This is a genomic window from Arthrobacter sp. TS-15 (assembly GCF_006964045.1).
In the GTDB taxonomy this organism is placed as follows: Bacteria; Actinomycetota; Actinomycetes; order Actinomycetales; family Micrococcaceae; genus Arthrobacter.
In genome coordinates, this window is the sequence record NZ_SDXQ01000029.1 from 1 (window position 1) to 18,042 (window position 18,042).

The 18,042-nt window shown below is 61.5% G+C and carries 15 protein-coding genes and 1 tRNA gene; 12 read left to right on the top strand and 4 right to left on the bottom strand.

Going from position 1 to position 18,042, the window contains the following annotated elements; all coding sequences use genetic code 11:
* Nucleotides 1-121 precede the first annotated feature (121 nt).
* Entirely contained in the window at nucleotides 122-1,669 is a 1,548-nt protein-coding gene (locus tag EU811_RS10230; protein ID WP_187697119.1) for a PspC domain-containing protein, read from the bottom strand.
* A gap of 125 nt (nucleotides 1,670-1,794) precedes the next feature.
* Between EU811_RS10230 and EU811_RS10235 the strand changes: the two genes are divergently transcribed.
* Together EU811_RS10235 and EU811_RS10240 are read left to right on the top strand one after the other, a co-directional pair.
* Entirely contained in the window at nucleotides 1,795-3,402 is a 1,608-nt protein-coding gene (locus EU811_RS10235; protein WP_142938356.1) for an ATP-binding protein, read from the top strand.
* A complete protein-coding gene (locus EU811_RS10240) occupies nucleotides 3,399-4,073 on the top strand; it encodes a LuxR C-terminal-related transcriptional regulator (protein WP_142938357.1) in 675 nt (224 codons plus the stop codon). Before EU811_RS10235 ends, EU811_RS10240 begins: the two co-directional genes overlap by 4 nt.
* 111 nt (nucleotides 4,074-4,184) lie before the next feature.
* Here the strand turns inward: EU811_RS10240 and EU811_RS10245 are convergent, their stop codons facing one another.
* Nucleotides 4,185-5,414: a pyridoxal phosphate-dependent aminotransferase gene (locus tag EU811_RS10245; RefSeq protein WP_142938358.1), complete on the bottom strand. Its 1,230-nt coding sequence runs from the start codon at nucleotides 5,412-5,414 to the stop codon at nucleotides 4,185-4,187.
* Nucleotides 5,415-5,666: 252 nt separating this feature from the next.
* On the opposite strand from EU811_RS10245, the gene EU811_RS10250 reads away from it, so the two are divergent.
* From EU811_RS10250 to rplL, 9 genes are all read left to right on the top strand, one after another.
* Nucleotides 5,667-5,739: transfer RNA gene (locus EU811_RS10250), tRNA-Trp, on the top strand.
* Nucleotides 5,740-5,819: 80 nt separating this feature from the next.
* Nucleotides 5,820-6,101: a preprotein translocase subunit SecE gene (secE, locus tag EU811_RS10255; protein ID WP_024817604.1), complete on the top strand. Its 282-nt coding sequence runs from the start codon at nucleotides 5,820-5,822 to the stop codon at nucleotides 6,099-6,101.
* 114 nt (nucleotides 6,102-6,215) lie between these two features.
* The gene (gene nusG, locus EU811_RS10260) at nucleotides 6,216-7,082 is read left to right on the top strand and encodes a transcription termination/antitermination protein NusG (RefSeq protein WP_142938359.1); all 867 of its coding nucleotides are present in this window, start codon (nucleotides 6,216-6,218) and stop codon (nucleotides 7,080-7,082) included.
* Between the two features lie 130 nt (nucleotides 7,083-7,212).
* Nucleotides 7,213-7,644, top strand: coding sequence for a 50S ribosomal protein L11 (gene rplK / locus EU811_RS10265; protein WP_011775609.1), 432 nt, complete (start codon nucleotides 7,213-7,215; stop codon nucleotides 7,642-7,644).
* A 147-nt stretch (nucleotides 7,645-7,791) separates the two neighbouring features.
* On the top strand, nucleotides 7,792-8,499 hold the full coding sequence (gene rplA / locus EU811_RS10270; protein WP_142938360.1) for a 50S ribosomal protein L1: 708 nt from the start codon (nucleotides 7,792-7,794) through the stop codon (nucleotides 8,497-8,499).
* A gap of 109 nt (nucleotides 8,500-8,608) precedes the next feature.
* Entirely contained in the window at nucleotides 8,609-9,718 is a 1,110-nt protein-coding gene (locus tag EU811_RS10275; protein WP_142938361.1) for a GNAT family N-acetyltransferase, read from the top strand.
* Complete coding sequence (locus EU811_RS10280) at nucleotides 9,697-10,866, top strand: GNAT family N-acetyltransferase (protein WP_142938362.1); 1,170 nt, start codon at nucleotides 9,697-9,699, stop codon at nucleotides 10,864-10,866. Before EU811_RS10275 ends, EU811_RS10280 begins: the two co-directional genes overlap by 22 nt.
* A gap of 300 nt (nucleotides 10,867-11,166) precedes the next feature.
* Entirely contained in the window at nucleotides 11,167-11,766 is a 600-nt protein-coding gene (gene rplJ / locus EU811_RS10285) for a 50S ribosomal protein L10 (protein WP_142938363.1), read from the top strand.
* A 76-nt stretch (nucleotides 11,767-11,842) separates the two neighbouring features.
* A complete protein-coding gene (gene rplL, locus EU811_RS10290; protein ID WP_011775604.1) occupies nucleotides 11,843-12,220 on the top strand; it encodes a 50S ribosomal protein L7/L12 in 378 nt (125 codons plus the stop codon).
* 120 nt (nucleotides 12,221-12,340) lie between these two features.
* On the opposite strand, the gene EU811_RS10295 is transcribed toward rplL, so the two are convergent.
* Together EU811_RS10295 and EU811_RS10300 are read right to left on the bottom strand one after the other, a co-directional pair.
* On the bottom strand, nucleotides 12,341-12,835 hold the full coding sequence (locus tag EU811_RS10295) for an aminoacyl-tRNA deacylase (RefSeq protein WP_142938364.1): 495 nt from the start codon (nucleotides 12,833-12,835) through the stop codon (nucleotides 12,341-12,343).
* Nucleotides 12,835-14,034 carry an acetyl-CoA C-acetyltransferase gene (locus EU811_RS10300; protein ID WP_142938365.1) on the bottom strand — a complete coding sequence of 400 codons (1,200 nt, stop codon included), beginning with the start codon at nucleotides 14,032-14,034 and terminating at the stop codon, nucleotides 12,835-12,837. Before EU811_RS10300 ends, EU811_RS10295 begins: the two co-directional genes overlap by 1 nt.
* Nucleotides 14,035-14,475: 441 nt before the next feature.
* On the opposite strand from EU811_RS10300, the gene rpoB reads away from it, so the two are divergent.
* Nucleotides 14,476-17,982, top strand: coding sequence for a DNA-directed RNA polymerase subunit beta (rpoB, locus tag EU811_RS10305; protein ID WP_142938366.1), 3,507 nt, complete (start codon nucleotides 14,476-14,478; stop codon nucleotides 17,980-17,982).
* Nucleotides 17,983-18,042 lie beyond the last annotated feature (60 nt).

Sequence of the window (18,042 nt, forward strand, 5' to 3'; positions counted from 1 at the left end):
GGGGAGGGCTTCCGTGGGGCGGGTTTCCGCCGAACGTTGCTCCCTGGGCAGCGGTTCTGTTGGCTGCGCAGGCTCAGTCGGCTGCGCGTCGCGTGCTTTGCCTGGCTCGTTGGTGTTCATGTCAGTTTCCTTCCTGGATGGTCACGTTGCTGAACGTGCCGTCAATTTCCACCACGAGGTTGGCTCCCGGCTTTTCAGTGTTGTAGAGCGTCCTCTCGTCCTGGAGGCGCCCACCGCGGTCTGTGCCACGTTCGTTGAGGTTGCCGAACGTCATATCGGCCCTGACCTCAACAGGAACATCGTCGGGGATGATGACCGTGACATTGCTGGCGGTGGCGTCAACCGGAATGAGTACCTCGGAGATCAGCGGAGGCGTTAGGGCGATCTCGCTCAAGTCCACCCGCCCCTGCGCCCCCGTGACGTCAATGCCGAGCCGTGCTTGTTCAATGCTGGTGGGTGCCCAGTTCACGTCGTGGAAGGTGAAGCGGTCGCCGTCTCTGGGGATCACGTTGAAGATTCCGCCAGTGATCAGGGCCGCCACGGCGAGGAAGCCAAGGAAGCCCGAGGTCCGTCCGCGAAGTCCTGCAATGAGGATGCCCAAGCCAAGTACGGCTGCGCCGGTAGCCCACACCACGGCGTTACCCGAGTTACCCAGTTCAATGACATTTCCGGCGTCGAGCGCTTTCAGCGTGCCGCCGGCAAGGAGGGCTGCACCGGCTGAGACTGAGACGATTGCAGCTCCTGGACCCTTGTGCTTAGGAGCGGCGGGTTTAGGCTGCCATTGTTGCGGGGGAGTTGGTCCGTAAGGAGGGCGAGGGCCGGAAGGCCCGGACGGCGAGGGCACGGACCCGGAGGGCCCGGACGGTGTGGCACCTGACCTGCCGGGCGCGCCGTATACGGGTACGCCGGTATTGGTTCCGGTGGTTGTGGAGCCGGTGGTTGTGCTGGACGCGAACTGCGTGGGCGTACCGTAACCCGTGCCGCCGGGAGCCGCGGCATAGGGCGTTGAGGAGTAATTTTGTTGACCCACGGTCGGTGCTCCTTTTGAGGTTTTGTTGCGTTGGACCAGGAAGTAGATGAGGTAGAAGACTCCGCCCAGCCAGAAGAGGGTCCAGAACAGGCCGGGCATACCATCCCAGCCCCAGCCCCAGAATCCGCGGCCAAGGCTCGGCAGGCCGATGATGGTGGTGATCAATGCGCCGGTCATACCCCCTGACCAACGGCCCGCGGCGGCTTCCTGTACGTGGATCCGGCCGTCAGGCTCGGGCAGGAGCGCCCAGGCAATGCCGTAAAGCAGCACGCCGACGCCTGCGAAGAGTGCCAGGACAATGAAGATGCCCCGCACGATCAGGGGGTCGATGCCGAACCGGTGGGCCACACCGCTTGCGACGCCGCCAATCCAACGGTCCGGTCCCCGGCGGATGCCTTGGTTGCGGATCCAGTCGAAGAAGTTCTGCTGGGAGGTTGCCGGAGCGGTGCCGGTGGGCGGGTAGTTGCCCCCGGTGGGACCGGTTCCCGCGGAAGTCCCGGCCTCTCCAGGTGTTCCCGAAGGCGTCCCGGACGTGGCACCGGTGGCGCCGGTGGAAGCGCCGGTGTGGGCGCTGGAGCCGGATCCGCTGGCCGTGCTTGGCGTTCCGGGTTCCTCTGGGTTCATGCTGTTCGCGTTCATACTTCGATCCTGCCGCCCAGACCACCCCGCCCTCTACTGGGGGATACCCTGAATGATCCCTGAGGGACCCCCGAACAACGCCGGTTTCCCGTCCGGGGCACTCTGATCCGTGTTTGGATTGGTATATGACAACCGCTGTACAACGCCCCACGCTGGTCCGCAGCAGCGACCGCATGATCGCGGGCGTCTGCAGCGGACTCGCCGACCATTTGGGCTGGCCCGTCAATTTGGTCCGGCTTGGCATGATCCTTGCCTGTTTCGCCGGCGGAGCAGGCGTGGCCTTCTACGCATGGTTGTGGACCATGGTTCCCACCGCGGATGAAAACGCCAAGCGCAACGCCCGCCGTCCGGCATCGCCCATTGCTCCTGCGGTGAGCCTGGCGCCTCCGTCCGTCTCCGCCCCCGCCCCTTCCGTGGCACCAAAAACGTACGACGCCGGCGCGTCGCCGGCGGGGGTCGGCGCACCACCGGTATCCGGTTCCGTCCAGGCCGGCCCTCCTGTTCCTGGTACGGCTTATAGCCCTACTGCAGGGACCATGCCCGGCACCCCTTTGCCCGGTGTGTCTTTGCCCGGCAGCGGTCCTTTGCCGGCTACTGATTCATTGATCGGCGCGGACGCTCCATCCGGTCAGCTTGCGGGCCCGCCCCGTTCGGGCACTGCAGGTGGCAGCAACGAAAGCACGCTGGCGACGTGGTTCTCGTTCCGCAAGATCCACTACGGCAAGGAAATCCTGCTCGGAGCGGCACTGCTCCTGGTGGCCGCGATCTTGATTGCACGCCAGTTGGGCGTTGATGTCCCTTTGGGCACGCTCATTCCGGCAGCCGCCATCCTGGGTGGTGCTGCCATCGCCTGGATGCAACTGGATGAGACCCGGCGAGCCGGGTTGGTGGACAAGACGAAGGCCGATCAAGCAGGTGGATGGACCCGCCTGGCAGCGGGGTTGGCCTTGGTGGTGGCCGGCGTCCTGGTGATGGTTTCCGGGTCTGGATCCTGGGAGCAGACTTGGCTGGCACTACTGGCTTCCGTCGCTGTCCTCGGCGGAGTTGCCTTGGTACTGCTGCCGTGGGGCCTGAAGTTCTGGAAGGACCTCGAGGCCGAACGCGCCGGCCGCGTCCGCGAAACCGAGCGCGCAGAGATCGCTGCCCACCTGCACGACTCCGTACTTCAAACCTTGGCGCTCATCCAGCGGCGTGCAGGTTCCGAGCAGGACGTGGTGCGGCTTGCAAGGGCCCAGGAACGCGAGCTCCGGTCCTGGCTGTTCAGCGACCCCGCCAAGGAGTCTGGCCTCCTCGCTGACCGGATCAAGTCCGTGGCCGCGGAAGTGGAAGACTCCCACGGCCACGCGGTTGAGGTGGTGACAGTGGGAGATACCGAGATGACGGACCGGCATGAAGCCCTGGTCCAGGCCGCAAGGGAAGCCATGCTCAATGCCGCAAGGCACGGCGGCGGAACAGTATCCGTGTACTTGGAGAGCAATACCGGCAGTACCGAGATTTTCATCAAGGACCGCGGCCCGGGCTTTGACCTCGACGCTGTTCCGGACGACAGGCTGGGCGTCAAGGAATCGATCATTGGCCGGATGAAGCGGCACGGCGGTACAGCGGTCATCAACAGCAGCAGTGATGGAACGGAAGTTCGTTTGTCCCTCCCGTCAGCAAATCCGGACACCGGCGAGCAACGGAATGCTGATGCGCGAAACGGTGAACAGCGGAATGGAGAAGCCAAGCAATGAACAACAGCTCTGAAAACGGCGTTGGACGCAGGGTACGCGTGGTCATCGTGGACGATCACACCATATTCCGCTCCGGATTGAAGGCCGACCTCGACGAACGCATCGACGTTGTGGGCGAAGCCGGAACCGTGGAACAGGCCATCGCTGTCATAGCCGAGATCCGCCCCGAAGTAGTGCTGTTGGATGTGCACCTTCCCGGCGGTCTGGGTGGTGGCGGACGTGAAGTCATTGCGGGGTCCATGTCGTTGCTCGCCACCACCAGCTTCCTGGCCCTGAGCGTGTCTGACGCCGCTGAGGACGTGGTGTCGGTCATCAGGGCAGGAGCCCGGGGGTACGTCACAAAAACTATTTCCGGGAAGGAAATTTCGGACGCCGTCATCCGTGTGGCCGATGGCGATGCCGTGTTCTCGCCAAGGCTTGCAGGCTTCGTGCTCGATGCCTTCGGGACTGCGCCGGCGGACATCGCTGACGATGAACTGGACAAGCTCTCTGCCCGTGAACTGGAAGTCATGCGGCTCATCGCCCGCGGGTACAGCTACAAGGAGGTGGCCAAGGAGCTGTTCATCTCCATCAAAACGGTGGAAACCCACGTCTCGGCCGTGCTGCGCAAACTCCAGCTTTCCAGCCGCCACGAACTCACCAAGTGGGCTGCAGAGCGCCGTCTCCTCTGACGCTCTATCACATCTCTCGGGCCTAAACCGGACGCTCTCTCACATCCCGCGCCTTAAACGAAAACGCTCTTCCACCTGTCACGGCGGAAGAGCGTTTTCGTTGGCTGATTCCTACTTGGCCTTGCCCAGGAACTCCTGGATGCGACGGACACCTTCTGCCAGATCCTCATCGCCGAGTGCGTAGGACAACCGTACGTAGCCGGAGGGACCGAATGCCTCGCCCGGAACCACGGCAACCTCAACCTCGTCGAGGATGAGCGTCGCGAGTTCAGCGGAAGTCTCCGGACGGACGGGACCGTTGGAGGTCTCGAATTCCTTACCCAGCAGGCCGCGGACGTCCGCGTAGACGTAGAAGGCGCCGGTCGGCGTCGGGCATTCAACGCCTTCGATCGCGTTCAGGCCGGCCACGATCGCCTTGCGGCGGCGGTCGAAGGCCACCTTCATCTCGTCGACGGCGGTCAGCGGGCCCGTGAGCGCAGCGGCAGCGGCAATCTGCATGATGTTGGAGACGTTGGACGTCGCGTGCGACTGAAGGTTGGTGGCCGCCTTGATGACATCGGCAGGGCCGATCATCCATCCCACGCGCCAACCGGTCATGGCGTAGGTCTTGGCCACACCGTTGAGGATGACCACTTTGTCGCCCAGTTCCGGCGCGGCAGTGGCGATGGAGGTGAATTCCACGCCGTCGTAGGTCAGGTGCTCGTAGATTTCGTCGGTAACAACCCAAAGGCCCTTGGACGCTGCCCACTTGCCGATCTCGGCAACCTGTTCCGGGCTGTACACGGCGCCGGTGGGGTTGGAGGGGGAAACGAACAACAGGATCTTGGTCTTGTCCGTCACCGCAGCCTCAAGCTGCTCGACAGTTACCAGGTAGCCCTGTTCGGGACCGGCGAAGACCTCAACCGGCACGCCGCCAGCAAGGCGGATGGCCTCCGGGTACGTGGTCCAGAAGGGGGTAGGGATGATGACTTCGTCGCCCGGATCAACCAAGGTTGCGAACGTGTTGTAAACGGCCTGCTTGCCGCCATTGGTCACCAGGACCTGGGACGGGTCAACCGTGTAGCCGGAGTCCCGCAGGGTTTTCTCTGCGATGGCCTTCTTCAGCTCGGGGAGACCGCCCGCGGGGGAGTAGCGGTGGTACTTCGGCTGGCTGGCTGCCTCAATCGCGGCCTGAACGATGTAGTCAGGGGTAGGAAAATCGGGTTCGCCGGCACCGAAACCGATCACGGGACGTCCCGCGGCCTTCAGTGCCTTGGCCTTGGCGTCAACGGCAAGGGTGGCGGACTCGGCAATGGCGGAGATTCGCTGTGAAATGCGGGCGGTAGTTGTTCCGGCAGACATCTATGTACCGTTCTTCGCAGGCAGCTCGTGGGCTGGATGATGGGATTCGACGTAAACTACCTTATGCTGTTCTGCGGAGCTCCCGGGTGCCTGCAGAACTTTGTGACTGATAATGCTGGTCACAGGCTTTTAGGGCTGGGAGGTCCGGAATCAGTCCGGTTCGACTATCGCGAAATTCTTGCGTAGACTGGTTCACCGGTGTTGAAAAGCACCACAGGCTGAAGTGCGGCCTGAAACATGGATTCGATCCATAGGGTAGTGGCGCAATTGGTAGCGCAGCGGTCTCCAAAACCGCAGGTTGCAGGTTCGAGTCCTGTCTGCCCTGCGCAAGCTGTTCCGGCGGAAACGCCGGGGCACGCGCAGCAACCATGGCTCTGATCAGAGTCGGGTCAACGACTTTGCAAGGTGAGTGAGGACCAGGTGACCGAAACAGCTGCCAGCAGCTCGAAGGGCCGTCCCGCCAAGAAAGCCGACCGCGGCTTCTTCGCCCGAATTGCACTCTTCGTCCGCCAGGTTATTGGTGAACTGAAGAAGGTCGTTGCTCCAACCCGCAAGGAACTGATCAACTACACGCTCGTGGTGCTGGTGTTCGTGGCCATCATGATGCTCATCGTTACCCTGCTGGACCTGGCTTTCGGCACGGGAGTCAGCTGGGTCTTCGGTGGGTCAGGCGCTACGGACCGCTAGACGGATCTGTCCGCAAACTGTGCGAAATTCCTTAGTGATTCAAGGGTTTTGCGGGGTTTGCGGAATTGAGCCATTTAAATAGGCATGTTAGGCAATGAGGAAGCAGGAGACCAAGTGTCTGAGCAGGAGCTCGAGGTAAACGAGACTGAGCTGGGCGAATCCGCCGAGGACTCAGCCGACGCCACGGCAATTGTCGTGGAAGAGTCCGAGGTCGATTCTGCTGCGCCCGAATCTGCCGACGCCGACGATTCCGTAGAGGATTTCGAAGCTGACGTAGACGCCGAGTCTGACGACGCGTCCGGTGATGTTGCCGATGAAGACGACGCTTCGGAAGAGTCCGACGGCGACGACCTGGCAGTTGCTGCTGCAGCAGCGCCGGCTGATCCGGCCGAAGAGTTCAAGGCCAAGCTGCGCCGCCAGGAAGGTGACTGGTACGTCATCCACTCCTACGCCGGTTACGAGAACCGCGTGAAGGCAAACCTTGAGACCCGCATCCAGACCTTGGACATGGAAGATTACATCTTCGAGATCCAGGTCCCCATGGAAGAGGTTGTCGAGATCAAGAACGCGCAGCGCAAGGTCATCAACCGCGTGCGCATTCCCGGCTACGTTCTGGTTCGTATGGACCTGACTGACGCTTCCTGGGGCGCCGTTCGTCACACTCCGGGTGTCACCGGCTTCGTGGGTAACGCCCACAACCCTGTCCCGCTGCGGCTCGATGAGGTCTTCTCCATGCTCGCCCCCGTCTTCGAAGAAGAGCAGGCAGAGCAGGGCAAGCCCGTCAACAAGCAGAACCAGGCTCCCGTGGCTGTCGACTTCGAGGTCGGCGAGTCGGTCATCGTCAAGGAAGGTCCGTTCGAGACCCTCCCGGCTACGATCTCCGAGATCAAGCCCGAGTCCCAGACCCTGGTGGTTCTGGTCTCGATCTTCGAGCGCGAAACCCCGGTTACGCTCGCGTTCAACCAGGTCACCAAGATCTAGCTGAATCCAAAATTTCGCTCCAGCCCTGCCTGCTTAGCAGTTCGGGAGCGGCCGGCCGCCTCGCCATGGCGGCCACCAACCTGGGACGCGCTCCTGTGTCCCAGGAAGCTATTGAGAGAAGGACCCTACATTGGCTCCCAAGAAGAAGGTCACCGGCCTCATCAAGCTGCAGATCCAGGCAGGTGCCGCTAACCCGGCTCCGCCGATCGGTCCTGCGCTTGGCCAGCACGGTGTCAACATCATGGAATTCTGCAAGGCGTACAACGCTGCAACGGAATCCCAGCGCGGAAACGTTATCCCGGTTGAAATCACGGTCTACGAGGACCGTTCCTTCACCTTCATCACTAAGACCCCGCCGGCTGCAGAGCTCATCAAGAAGGCTGCAGGCGTTGCCAAGGGTTCGGCTACCCCGCACACCGTCAAGGTTGCCAAGCTGACCCAGGCACAGGTTGAGGAAATTGCTTCCACCAAGATGGAAGACCTCAACGCCAACGACATCAAGGCTGCCGCCCTGATCATCGCCGGCACCGCCCGCTCCATGGGCATCACCGTAGAAGGCTAGTAACCTTCGAAGGCCCTTGTGGCCTTCACCCGCCGGGAAACCGGCATCTGAAACATTGAAATGTCGCAGGATCCTTGCCGGATCCGCGGCTTGTGGCAGGGCCCAGCGCGGTCCGCAGACCACAACTGCACAAGGAGAAATAGCAGCATGGCAAAGCGCAGCAAAGCATATGAGGCAGCCGTAGCCAAGATCGAGGCAGACAAGGTCTACGCCCCGGTCGAGGCCATCACCCTCGCGAAGGACACCAACCCTTCCAAGTTCGACGCAACCGTTGAGGTCGCTTTCCGCCTGGGCGTTGACCCGCGTAAGGCTGACCAGATGGTTCGTGGCACCGTCAACCTGCCCCACGGCACCGGTAAGACCGCTCGCGTCCTCGTTTTCGCGACCGGCGACAAGGCTGAAGCAGCAATCGCTGCCGGCGCCGACTTCGTTGGTTCCGACGACCTGATCGAAAAGATCGCAGCCGGCTGGACCGACTTCGATGCCGCAGTGGCTACCCCTGACCTCATGGGCAAGGTTGGCCGCCTGGGTAAGGTCCTCGGTCCGCGTAACCTGATGCCGAACCCGAAGACCGGTACGGTTACCCCGGATGTCACCAAGGCTGTCAACGACATCAAGGGTGGCAAGATCGACTTCCGCGTCGACAAGCACTCCAACCTGCACTTCATCATTGGCAAGGTGTCTTTCGACGTCAACAAGCTGGCTGAGAACTACGCAGCTGCACTGGAAGAGGTGCTTCGTCTGAAGCCGTCCGCTTCCAAGGGCCGCTACATCCAGAAGGCTACCGTTGCCACCACGTTCGGTCCGGGCATCACCGTTGACCCGAACGTCACCAAGGTCCTCGTCGACGCGTAAGCTTCGCGAGCACTTGCTCTGATAAAAGGACCGTCCGGCATTGCCGGGCGGTCCTTTTTCTTGTCTTGCTACCTGTTCACCGCCGGTGGTGCGCCGTAGGCTGTGGTTCGTGTCGTCGTCGAACTTTCACGCCCTTGCCGGGTTGTCCGTTGAACGGATTCCGGTCCCGTCAAGCACCGACGCGAGCGGGGCGCCCGACTTCCGTGCCTTCCATGATCTGGACGTTGCCCACCATATGGATCTTTGGGGCAACCTCGACCGGTGCTCCACCCTGGCCGAGGCAGTCCTCTTCTGGCGGGGCAATGAATACGAAGAGCGCCACGTATTCCTGGCTCGCCTCGACGGAACTGTGGTTGGCAGGGGCACACTGACGTTGCCCTTAAGCGAGAACACGACGACGGCGGGTGTGGACGTCCTGGTGGACGCCGGCTGTCGTCGACGCGGCATCGGGTCGGAAATCCTCCTGGTGCTGGAAGGGGTTGCCCGCGAGAGGGGCCGCACCTCCTTTGACGGGTTTTGCGCGGAACCTCTTGGGCTGCTAATCCCTGGTGGTGAGTTGCTGGAGGCGAAGTCCGGCACGGGTGGCGTCCCGCTGGACACCGTCTCAACGCGTTTTGCCGTTCACCACGGGTATTCCCTGGAGCAGGTTGAAACCAACAGCACTCTGGCCCTCCCGGTAGGGGAAAGGCTGCTGCAGGACCTTGAAGCGCAGGCAACGCAGAGGGCAGCCGGCTACAGCTTAATCGGATGGCAGGACCGTTGCCCTGATGAACTCGTAGACGTATTTGCCAAGCTGAAAAGCCTCATGAGCACCGAGGTGCCCATCGCAGGACTGGGTTGGGAGGGCGAGGAATGGGATGCCGACCGCGTCCGCCTCGAGGAATCCACGTGGCTGGCAGGCGGTATCGCTTCCACGGTTTCAGTTGCACGCCACGACGCCACAGGGGACTTAGCGGCGTACACCACCCTCACCCACCGCGATGCTACCCCGGGCATGGTCTACCAGGAGGATACCTTGGTTGCTCCTGGACACCGCGGACATAGCCTTGGCATGTTGGTCAAGATCGCCAACCTTCGCCGTGTTCAGGAGCTATGGCCGGCCGCCACGTCTGTGATGACGTGGAACGCCAATGAAAACCGGCATATGCTGGCCATAAATATCGCCTTGGGGTTCAAGCCTTCCGGCTATGACGGCGAATGGCAGAAACGGCTGGAATGACTGTAGAAGAGGCGAAGACGGTTCACGTCGAGCAACTGTGGGTGCCCGACACCCTGGACAGCCCCGACGCCGCTGATTTCCTGGATGCCGTAGAAGTAGGGCGCCGGGTACGCATGGAAACCTGGGGGAGCGACGACCTCGCCTACACGCCCATGGAAAAGCTGCTGGAGTTGTCCGACCCCTATGAGCGCCAAGTCATCCTGGTGGCAAAAGTAGATGGCGTCATTGTGGGAACCGTGGATATCGCCTTGCCGTTGGCGGACAACCTTGATCTGGCAGAGTTCACCTTGGACATCCTTCCCGAGTTCCAGGGCCAGGGCGTCGGACGTCAATTGCTGGAGGCCGCGGAGCAGCTCGCCCGGGCTGAGGGCCGCATCATGGCCTTGGTGGATACCAATCATCCGGCAACGTCTCTCACCGAGATACCTGAGGACCAGCTGATCCCGGGCAGCGGCGCTGGATTTGTCCCTGTGAGCAGCAGGGAAGTGGACTTCGCCAAACGGGCCGGGTACACCCTTCAGCATATTGAGCAGTTCAGTTCCTGCCTGCTGCCCCTGGATTCCAAGCTTGTGGGGGATCTGCAGCTTGAAGCCGAAGAAGCCAACGGTGGCCGGTACACCGTGCACCACTGGACGGACCGGTGCCCCGAACCCTGGTTGGAAGCCGTGGCCGCGCTGGAGAACGCCGCCGGTGAGGTGGTTCGTGACGAAGGGGACGAAGACGCACCTGAAGTTGAGGCGAGCGGGATGGTTTTCGATGCAGCGGTCCTGCGCGAAACCGAGGACGCCGCTTTGGCGCAGGGCCGACGCACGGTGGTGACCGCCGTCGAGCATATCGAGACCGGACGCTTGGTGGGCCTGACCACCATCAGCGTCCTTGCCCACCGCCAGGATGTGGTTTTCCAAGACGACACCTTGGTGCTGCAGGAGCACCGTGGCAATAAGCTCGGCTTGTTGATTAAGGTTGCCAATATGGAACGGCTGAGCGAGCAGTTCCCGGATGCCCGCGTTATCTACACTTGGAATGCGCCGGAGAACAGGTACCTCCTGACCGTGAATAAGCAGCTGGGATTCACCACTGCGGGCATCACGGGACTGTGGCAGAAGGAACTGCCAGGCAGGCTGTCGGGAGCAACGTTGTCAGACTAGGCAGGGCCGATTTGGTTTGCCGAACGCTCTCCCGTAACCTTGAAGTACCAAAGACCGTCGGTTGATGGGAATCCACTCTTACGAGCACAGCTCAATTCTGTAGTTGCGCCCGTGAGATGAAAGTGAATTCCTTGACGAAGGACCCTGAACATAGGGCGGCCGGCGCAGGTGAACGAAGCAAGTCTCCACGGGTCAAAACCGTGTTGAGCCAAGCCCCGTGCATCTGCGCGGGGCGTTTTTAGTTTTAGCTCTCGTGAGCGGGGACCCGGAAGACCGGCTTTATTCCCCGGAAGGAGGGTTATGACAACGCCTAGCAAGATCTCCGCAGTTGCAGAGATCACCAACGATTTCAAGGAATCGAACGCGGCTGTCCTGACCGAATACCGCGGGCTCACTGTTGCACAGCTCAAGGAACTGCGTGTTGCGCTCGGCCAGGACACCAAGTTCTCGGTCGTCAAGAACACCCTGAGTGCCATTGCAGCCAAGGAAGCTGGAGTTGAAGCATTCAACGATCAGCTTGCCGGCCCTACTGCAATCGCCTTCATCAAGGGTGACGCTGTTGCTGCTGCCAAGAGCCTGACGGACTTTGCCAAGGCCAACAAGCAGCTGGTTATCAAGACCGGCGTCTTCGAAGGCAAGGCATTGGACGCAGCAGGAGTTGCCGCACTGGCAGCCCTCGAGTCCCGCGAGCTGCAGCTTGCACGTGTTGCTGGTGTCCTCAAGGCTCCCGCATCCGCTGCTGCACGCATCATCGACGCTCTGCGCCTCAAGCTTGAAGAAGAGGGCGGCGCTTCTGCACCGGCCGCTGAAGAAGCTCCGGCTGAAGAGGCTGCATCCGAGGAAGCTCCGGCTGCTGAAGAAGCACCGGCAGCTGCCGAAGCTGCAACCGAAGAGAACTAAGTTCTCCCCTCAATCAAACTCCGGTGCACGGAACGGATTTGTCCGGGCCTGCACCAACTAATGGAAGGACGCCACCATGGCGAAGCTCAGCAACGAAGAGCTCATTGAAGCTTTCAAGGAACTGACCATCATCGAGCTCTCCGAGTTCGTCAAGCTCTTCGAAGAGACCTTCGAAGTTACGGCTGCTGCTGTTGCAGTTGCTGGCCCCGCTGCCGGCGGTGCTGCTGAAGCTGCTGAAGAGAAGACCGAATTCGACGTCGTTCTCGAAGCTGCTGGCGACAAGAAGATCGCAGTGATCAAGGAAGTTCGCGCCATCACCTCCCTCGGCCTCAAGGAAGCCAAGGACCTGGTTGACAGCGCACCGAAGGCTGTTCTCGAAGGCGCCACCAAGGAAGCTGCCGAGAAGGCTAAGGCTCAGCTCGAAGAAGCTGGCGCAACGGTTACCCTCAAGTAACTCGTTTTGCTTTGTGGAAGCCCCGTCCGGTTCGCCGGGCGGGGCTTCCTGCGTTCCACAGCACCCAATTAGGTCGCAGTTGTGCGCGTTTTGAGGGTTCTAAACGCGCTTAACTGCGACTTAGTTAGGTTCGCTGATGTCCGCTACTACCGCTCCCAGAGCTGCCGTGAGTGCGTCCGCGTCCACAAACGCACTCCGGCCGTGCGCGCCGGCACCCATGGAGATCCGACGCCCGGTGATGGTGGCGTCGGCGTACACCGGCCATGGGGTGGTGCTGCCCAACGGGGTGATGGTGCCGCGTTCATAGCCGGTGGCGGCCAGGGCAACGTCGGCGTGGGGGAGCGAGAGCTTGTTGACGCCCAGCAGGGCGCGCAGCTTGGGCCAGGAAATTTGCCGATCTCCGGGTATCAGCGCGAACAAGAAGCTGCCATCCTTGTGCTTGACCACCAGCGACTTCACGATGTCTGCGGGGCTTATGCCCAGGATTGCGGCGGCCTCTTCGAGGCTGCGGGCAGCCGGGCGCTCGACGACGTCGACGTCCAGTCCGCGCGCCGCGGCGTCGGACAGGAAACGTTCCGCACCTGCCATCCCGGGTGCAGCCACTCCCTCAGCCATCAGTCGCGGTACAAGAGGAGGGCTTCACCCTGGCCTCCGCCTCCGCAGAGGGAGACAGCCGCTTTCCCTGTTCCCCTGCGTTTGAGCTCGTGCGCGGCGTGCAGTGCCAACCGCGCTCCCGATGCTCCAATGGGGTGGCCCAAGGCGATGGCGCCGCCGTGGATGTTGCACTTCTCCAGTGGGTAGCGGAGGTCTTTGAGGGACTGGACGGCCACCGAGCCGAAGGCCTCGTTGATTTCGATGAAATCCAGGTCCTCCGCCGTCCAGCCAGCCCGCTTCAGAGCTTGGGCAATAGCGTTGGATGGTTGGGAGTGCAGCGAATTATCGGGGCCGGCTACCTGGCCGGGCTTTCCCACGACGGCCAGGAAGTCCAACCCGTTGTCCGTGGCGAAGCGGCGGCTGGTCAGCACCAACGCGGAGGCGCCGTCGGACAGGGGAGAGGAGTTGCCGGCTGTGATGGTGCCGTCGGTGGCGAAAGCGGCCTTGAGCGGCGCCAAGGTTTCCAAGGAAGTGTTGGGTCGAACGCCTTCATCCGTGGTGAGTACCACGGGATCTCCCTTGCGCTGCTTGACGCTTACCGGGGCGATTTCGACGTCGAAGATTCCGTCCGCGATAGCGGCAGCGGCGCGCTGGTGGGAAGCAGCCGCTACTTCATCCTGGGATTTGCGGTCAATGCCGAGTGTCACGTTCTTGGTTTCTGTGGACAGACCCATGGACTGCCCGTCGAACGCGTCCGTGAGGCCGTCATGGGCAGCAACGTCCAGGGCCTGAATGGCGCCATAGGTCCAGCCCTGCCGCGAGCCAGGCAGGAGGTGGGGTGCCCGGGTCATGGATTCCTGGCCTCCGGCGACGACCACCGTGGCATCGCCGCTGCGGATCATGCGCGCGGCATCAATGACGGCGGTGAGCCCGGAGAGGCAGACCTTGTTGATGGTGACGGCAGGGATGTTCCAACCAACACCGGCGGCGATGGCGCTTTGCCGGGCCGGATTTTGGCCCGTGCCGGCCTGAAGCACCTGGCCCATGATGACGGCGTCCACCTGTTCGGCTTTGACCCCGCTGGCCGCCAAAGCGGCGGTGATGGCATGAGCGCCAAGGTCGACGGCGGTGAATCCCGCCAATTGTCCGTTGAGCCGACCCTGTGGGGTGCGGGAAGCAGCAAGGATGACAACGTCATTGTCGTCAGCGGAGTTGGTCATGGTCTCTCTTCCGATCCGGGAGTGGTGTAGCAAGGCTATCGCGGAGTGCGCTCGAGCCCACTTCTTCAACAACTGCGTTGATCATCCCATTCCTTGCCTGCTCTCCTCTGACAGTTCGGCCTTCACGGTTCGGCGAATTTTCGCTGGCATTGGTGCCCGCAGCAACCGTGCTTGCAATCACGGACGATCTGGGGTAGACAGAAAGGCTACTTTGCCGTATCGTAGATATTTGCGTCTTCCCTGTTAACCTTCAGCCTTCATATAGCGGTGGGCTTTACCTCTCAGCTGCGTCATTGACGTGCCGTTCCGAAACGTGCACTGTCATAAGCGGACTGGGTCCGGGTCATATAGCGGAACCGGAACAAGTATTCTGCGGAGCACTCTGCAGGATGCAAACGGGGGAGATCTGAAAACGCCTGAAGGTCTGTGGAAGGATCCCTCTTGGTCGCCTCGAGCACCTCTAATAACGAAACCGCTAACACGGCAAGCACCGATGGTGCCACCCGCCGCCTCTCATTCGCAAAGATTCACGAACCGCTTGACGTTCCGAATCTTCTCGCCCTGCAGACAGACAGCTTTGACTGGCTGGTCGGAAACGAACGCTGGCAGGCGCGGGTAGCGAAGGCTGTCGAGGAGGGCGACCTCAGCGTCGCCACCACCTCCGGACTTGCCGACATCTTCGAAGAGATCTCCCCCATCGAGGATTTCCAGGGCACCATGTCCTTGAGCTTCTCCGAGCCGGAGTTCGCTGACCCGAAGTACACCATGGCCGAATGCAAAGACCGTGACGCCACTTACTCGGCACCGCTGTATGTCAAGGCCGAGTTCATGAACAACAACACGGGCGAAATCAAGCAGCAGACCGTGTTCATGGGCGACTTCCCCCTCATGACTGAGAAGGGTACGTTCGTCGTAAACGGCACCGAGCGTGTTGTTGTCTCCCAGTTGGTCCGCTCACCGGGCGCCTACTTTGAGCGCACGGCTGACAAGACCAGTGACAAGGACATCTTCACTGCGAAGATCATCCCGTCCCGTGGTGCATGGTTCGAACTTGAAATCGACAAGCGCGACCAGGTCGGCGTACGCCTCGACCGTAAGCGCAAGCAGTCGGTCACGGTTCTCCTGAAGGCCCTCGGCTGGACCGAAGGCCAGATCCTGGAAGAGTTCGGCCAGTACGACTCCATGCGTGCAACGCTGGAGAAGGACGCCACCGAAACCCGCGAAGATGCGCTTCTGGACATCTACCGCAAGCTGCGTCCGGGCGAGCCGCCCACAGTTGAGGCTGCCCAGTCCCTGCTGGACAACCTGTACTTCAACGCCAAGCGCTACGATCTTGCCAAGGTTGGCCGTTACAAAATCAACCGCAAGCTCGGCATCGACCGTTCCCTTGGTGACAAGGAAGCTTCGGTCCTGCACGTTGAAGACATCGTCGCCATGATCAAGTTCCTCGTCGCGCTTCACGCCGGCGAGAAGACCCTCATGGGCAAGCGCGACGGCGAAGACCACGAACTTCGCGTCGACGTCGACGACATCGACCACTTCGGCAACCGTCGCATCCGCGCCGTGGGCGAACTGATCGAGAACCAGGTCCGCACCGGCCTCTCCCGCATGGAACGCGTCGTTCGCGAACGCATGACCACGCAGGACGTCGAGGCCATCACGCCGCAGACACTGATCAACATCCGTCCCGTTGTGGCAGCCATCAAGGAGTTCTTCGGAACCTCCCAGCTGTCGCAGTTCATGGACCAGAACAACCCGCTTTCGGGTCTGACCCACAAGCGCCGCCTGTCGGCACTTGGCCCGGGTGGTCTGTCCCGTGACCGTGCAGGCATGGAAGTTCGAGACGTTCACCCGTCCCACTACGGACGTATGTGCCCCATCGAAACCCCTGAAGGCCCGAACATTGGTCTGATCGGCTCGCTGGCTTCCTACGGCCGCATCAACCCGTTCGGCTTCATTGAGACGCCGTACCGTCTGGTTTCCGAAGGCGTCGTTTCCGATGAGGTCCAGTACCTCACGGCTGACGACGAAGCAGAGGTCCTGATCGCACAGGCCAACGCTCCGCTGGACGCTGACAAGAAGTTCGCGGAAGAGACCGTGCTTGTCCGTGCCCGTGGTGGTGGAGGCGAGCCCGTTCTGGTTCCCGCTGCAGACGTTCAGTTCATGGACGTTTCCCCGCGCCAGATGGTTTCCGTGGCAACCGCCCTGATTCCGTTCCTCGAGCATGACGATGCCAACCGTGCACTCATGGGTGCCAACATGCAGCGTCAGGCCGTGCCCCTGGTCCGTTCCGAGGCTCCTTTCGTGGGCACCGGCATGGAACGCGCAGCAGCAGTCGACGCCGGTGACGTTGTCATCGCGAAGAAGGCAGGTGTGGTTACCGAGGTTTCCGCCGAGCTCGTTGTGATGATCAACGATGACGGTACCGAGACCAACTACCGCATCAACAAGTTCGCCCGTTCCAACCAGGGCAACTGCTACAACCACCGCGTGTTGGTCAACGAAGGCCAGCGCCTGGAAGTTGGCGGCATCATCGCCGACGGTCCCGCAACGGACCAGGGTGAGCTTGCCCTCGGTAAGAACCTGCTTGTGGCATTCATGTCATGGGAAGGCCACAACTTCGAGGACGCCATCATCCTGTCCCAGCGCATTGTTGCTGAGGATGTTCTTTCCTCCATCCACATCGAGGAGCACGAAATTGATGCCCGCGACACCAAGCTTGGTGCCGAGGAAATCACCCGTGATATCCCCAACGTGTCCGAGGAAGTCCTTGCAGGACTGGACGAGCGCGGCATCATCCACATCGGTGCCGAGGTTGAAGCCGGCGACATCCTGGTCGGAAAGGTCACCCCTAAGGGTGAAACCGAACTGACCCCGGAAGAGCGCCTCCTCCGTGCAATCTTCGGTGAGAAGTCCCGCGAAGTCCGAGACACCTCCCTGAAGGTGCCCCACGGCGAGTCCGGTACGGTCATCGGCGTGCGCGTCTTCGACCGCGACAACGACGACGAACTGCCCCCGGGCGTGAACCAGCTGGTCCGCGTCTACGTTGCAGCCAAGCGTAAGATCACCGACGGCGACAAGCTCGCCGGCCGTCACGGCAACAAGGGTGTTATCTCCAAGATCCTCCCGATCGAGGACATGCCCTTCCTTGCAGACGGTACCCCGGTGGACATCGTCCTGAACCCCCTTGGTGTTCCGGGTCGAATGAACGTTGGACAGGTCCTGGAAACCCACCTCGGTTGGGTTGCCAAGACCGGTTGGAAGATCGAAGGCGAGCCGGAGTGGGTCAAGAACCTGCCCAACCTGCCCCGTGAAACCGGCCAGACCACCGTTGCCACACCGGTGTTCGATGGCGCCCGCGAAGAAGAAATCACGGGCCTTCTTGACTCCACCAACGTGACCCGCGATGGCGATCGCCTGATCGATTCCTCCGGCAAGACCCGTCTGTTCGACGGCCGCTCCGGCGAGCCGTTCCCGGACCCGATCTCCGTCGGTTACATGTACATCCTGAAGCTCCACCACTTGGTGGACGACAAGATCCACGCGCGCTCCACCGGCCCGTACTCCATGATCACGCAGCAGCCGCTGGGTGGTAAGGCTCAGTTCGGTGGCCAGCGCTTCGGTGAAATGGAAGTGTGGGCGCTCGAAGCTTACGGCGCTGCTTACACCCTTCAGGAACTCCTCACGATCAAGTCCGATGACATCCATGGTCGTGTGAAGGTCTACGAAGCCATCGTCAAGGGCGAGAACATCCCTGAGCCTGGCGTTCCCGAGTCCTTCAAGGTCTTGATCAAGGAAATGCAGTCGTTGTGCCTGAACGTGGAAGTTCTTTCCACGGACGGAACCACGATCGAAATGCGTGACTCTGATGACGCAGTCTTCACGGCTGCGGAAGAACTGGGCATCGATCTGTCTCGTGCAGAGCCCAGTTCCGTAGAAGAGGTTTAGCAGCTGTTCCGGCGGACAGCTTCAACAACTGTCCGTCGGAACAACTCCCTCTTCCCGTAA

Coding starts and splice junctions, on each gene's coding strand:
- EU811_RS10295 (WP_142938364.1), bottom strand. CDS start 12,835: ATGGCTGAGGGAGTGGCTGCACCCGGGATGGCAGGTGCGGAACGTTTC.
- EU811_RS10230 (WP_187697119.1), bottom strand. CDS start 1,669: ATGAACGCGAACAGCATGAACCCAGAGGAACCCGGAACGCCAAGCACG.
- rplJ (WP_142938363.1), top strand. CDS start 11,167: ATGACAACGCCTAGCAAGATCTCCGCAGTTGCAGAGATCACCAACGAT.
- EU811_RS10280 (WP_142938362.1), top strand. CDS start 9,697: ATGGCAGAAACGGCTGGAATGACTGTAGAAGAGGCGAAGACGGTTCAC.
- EU811_RS10235 (WP_142938356.1), top strand. CDS start 1,795: ATGACAACCGCTGTACAACGCCCCACGCTGGTCCGCAGCAGCGACCGC.
- rplA (WP_142938360.1), top strand. CDS start 7,792: ATGGCAAAGCGCAGCAAAGCATATGAGGCAGCCGTAGCCAAGATCGAG.
- EU811_RS10300 (WP_142938365.1), bottom strand. CDS start 14,034: ATGACCAACTCCGCTGACGACAATGACGTTGTCATCCTTGCTGCTTCC.
- rplL (WP_011775604.1), top strand. CDS start 11,843: ATGGCGAAGCTCAGCAACGAAGAGCTCATTGAAGCTTTCAAGGAACTG.
- EU811_RS10240 (WP_142938357.1), top strand. CDS start 3,399: ATGAACAACAGCTCTGAAAACGGCGTTGGACGCAGGGTACGCGTGGTC.
- EU811_RS10245 (WP_142938358.1), bottom strand. CDS start 5,414: ATGTCTGCCGGAACAACTACCGCCCGCATTTCACAGCGAATCTCCGCC.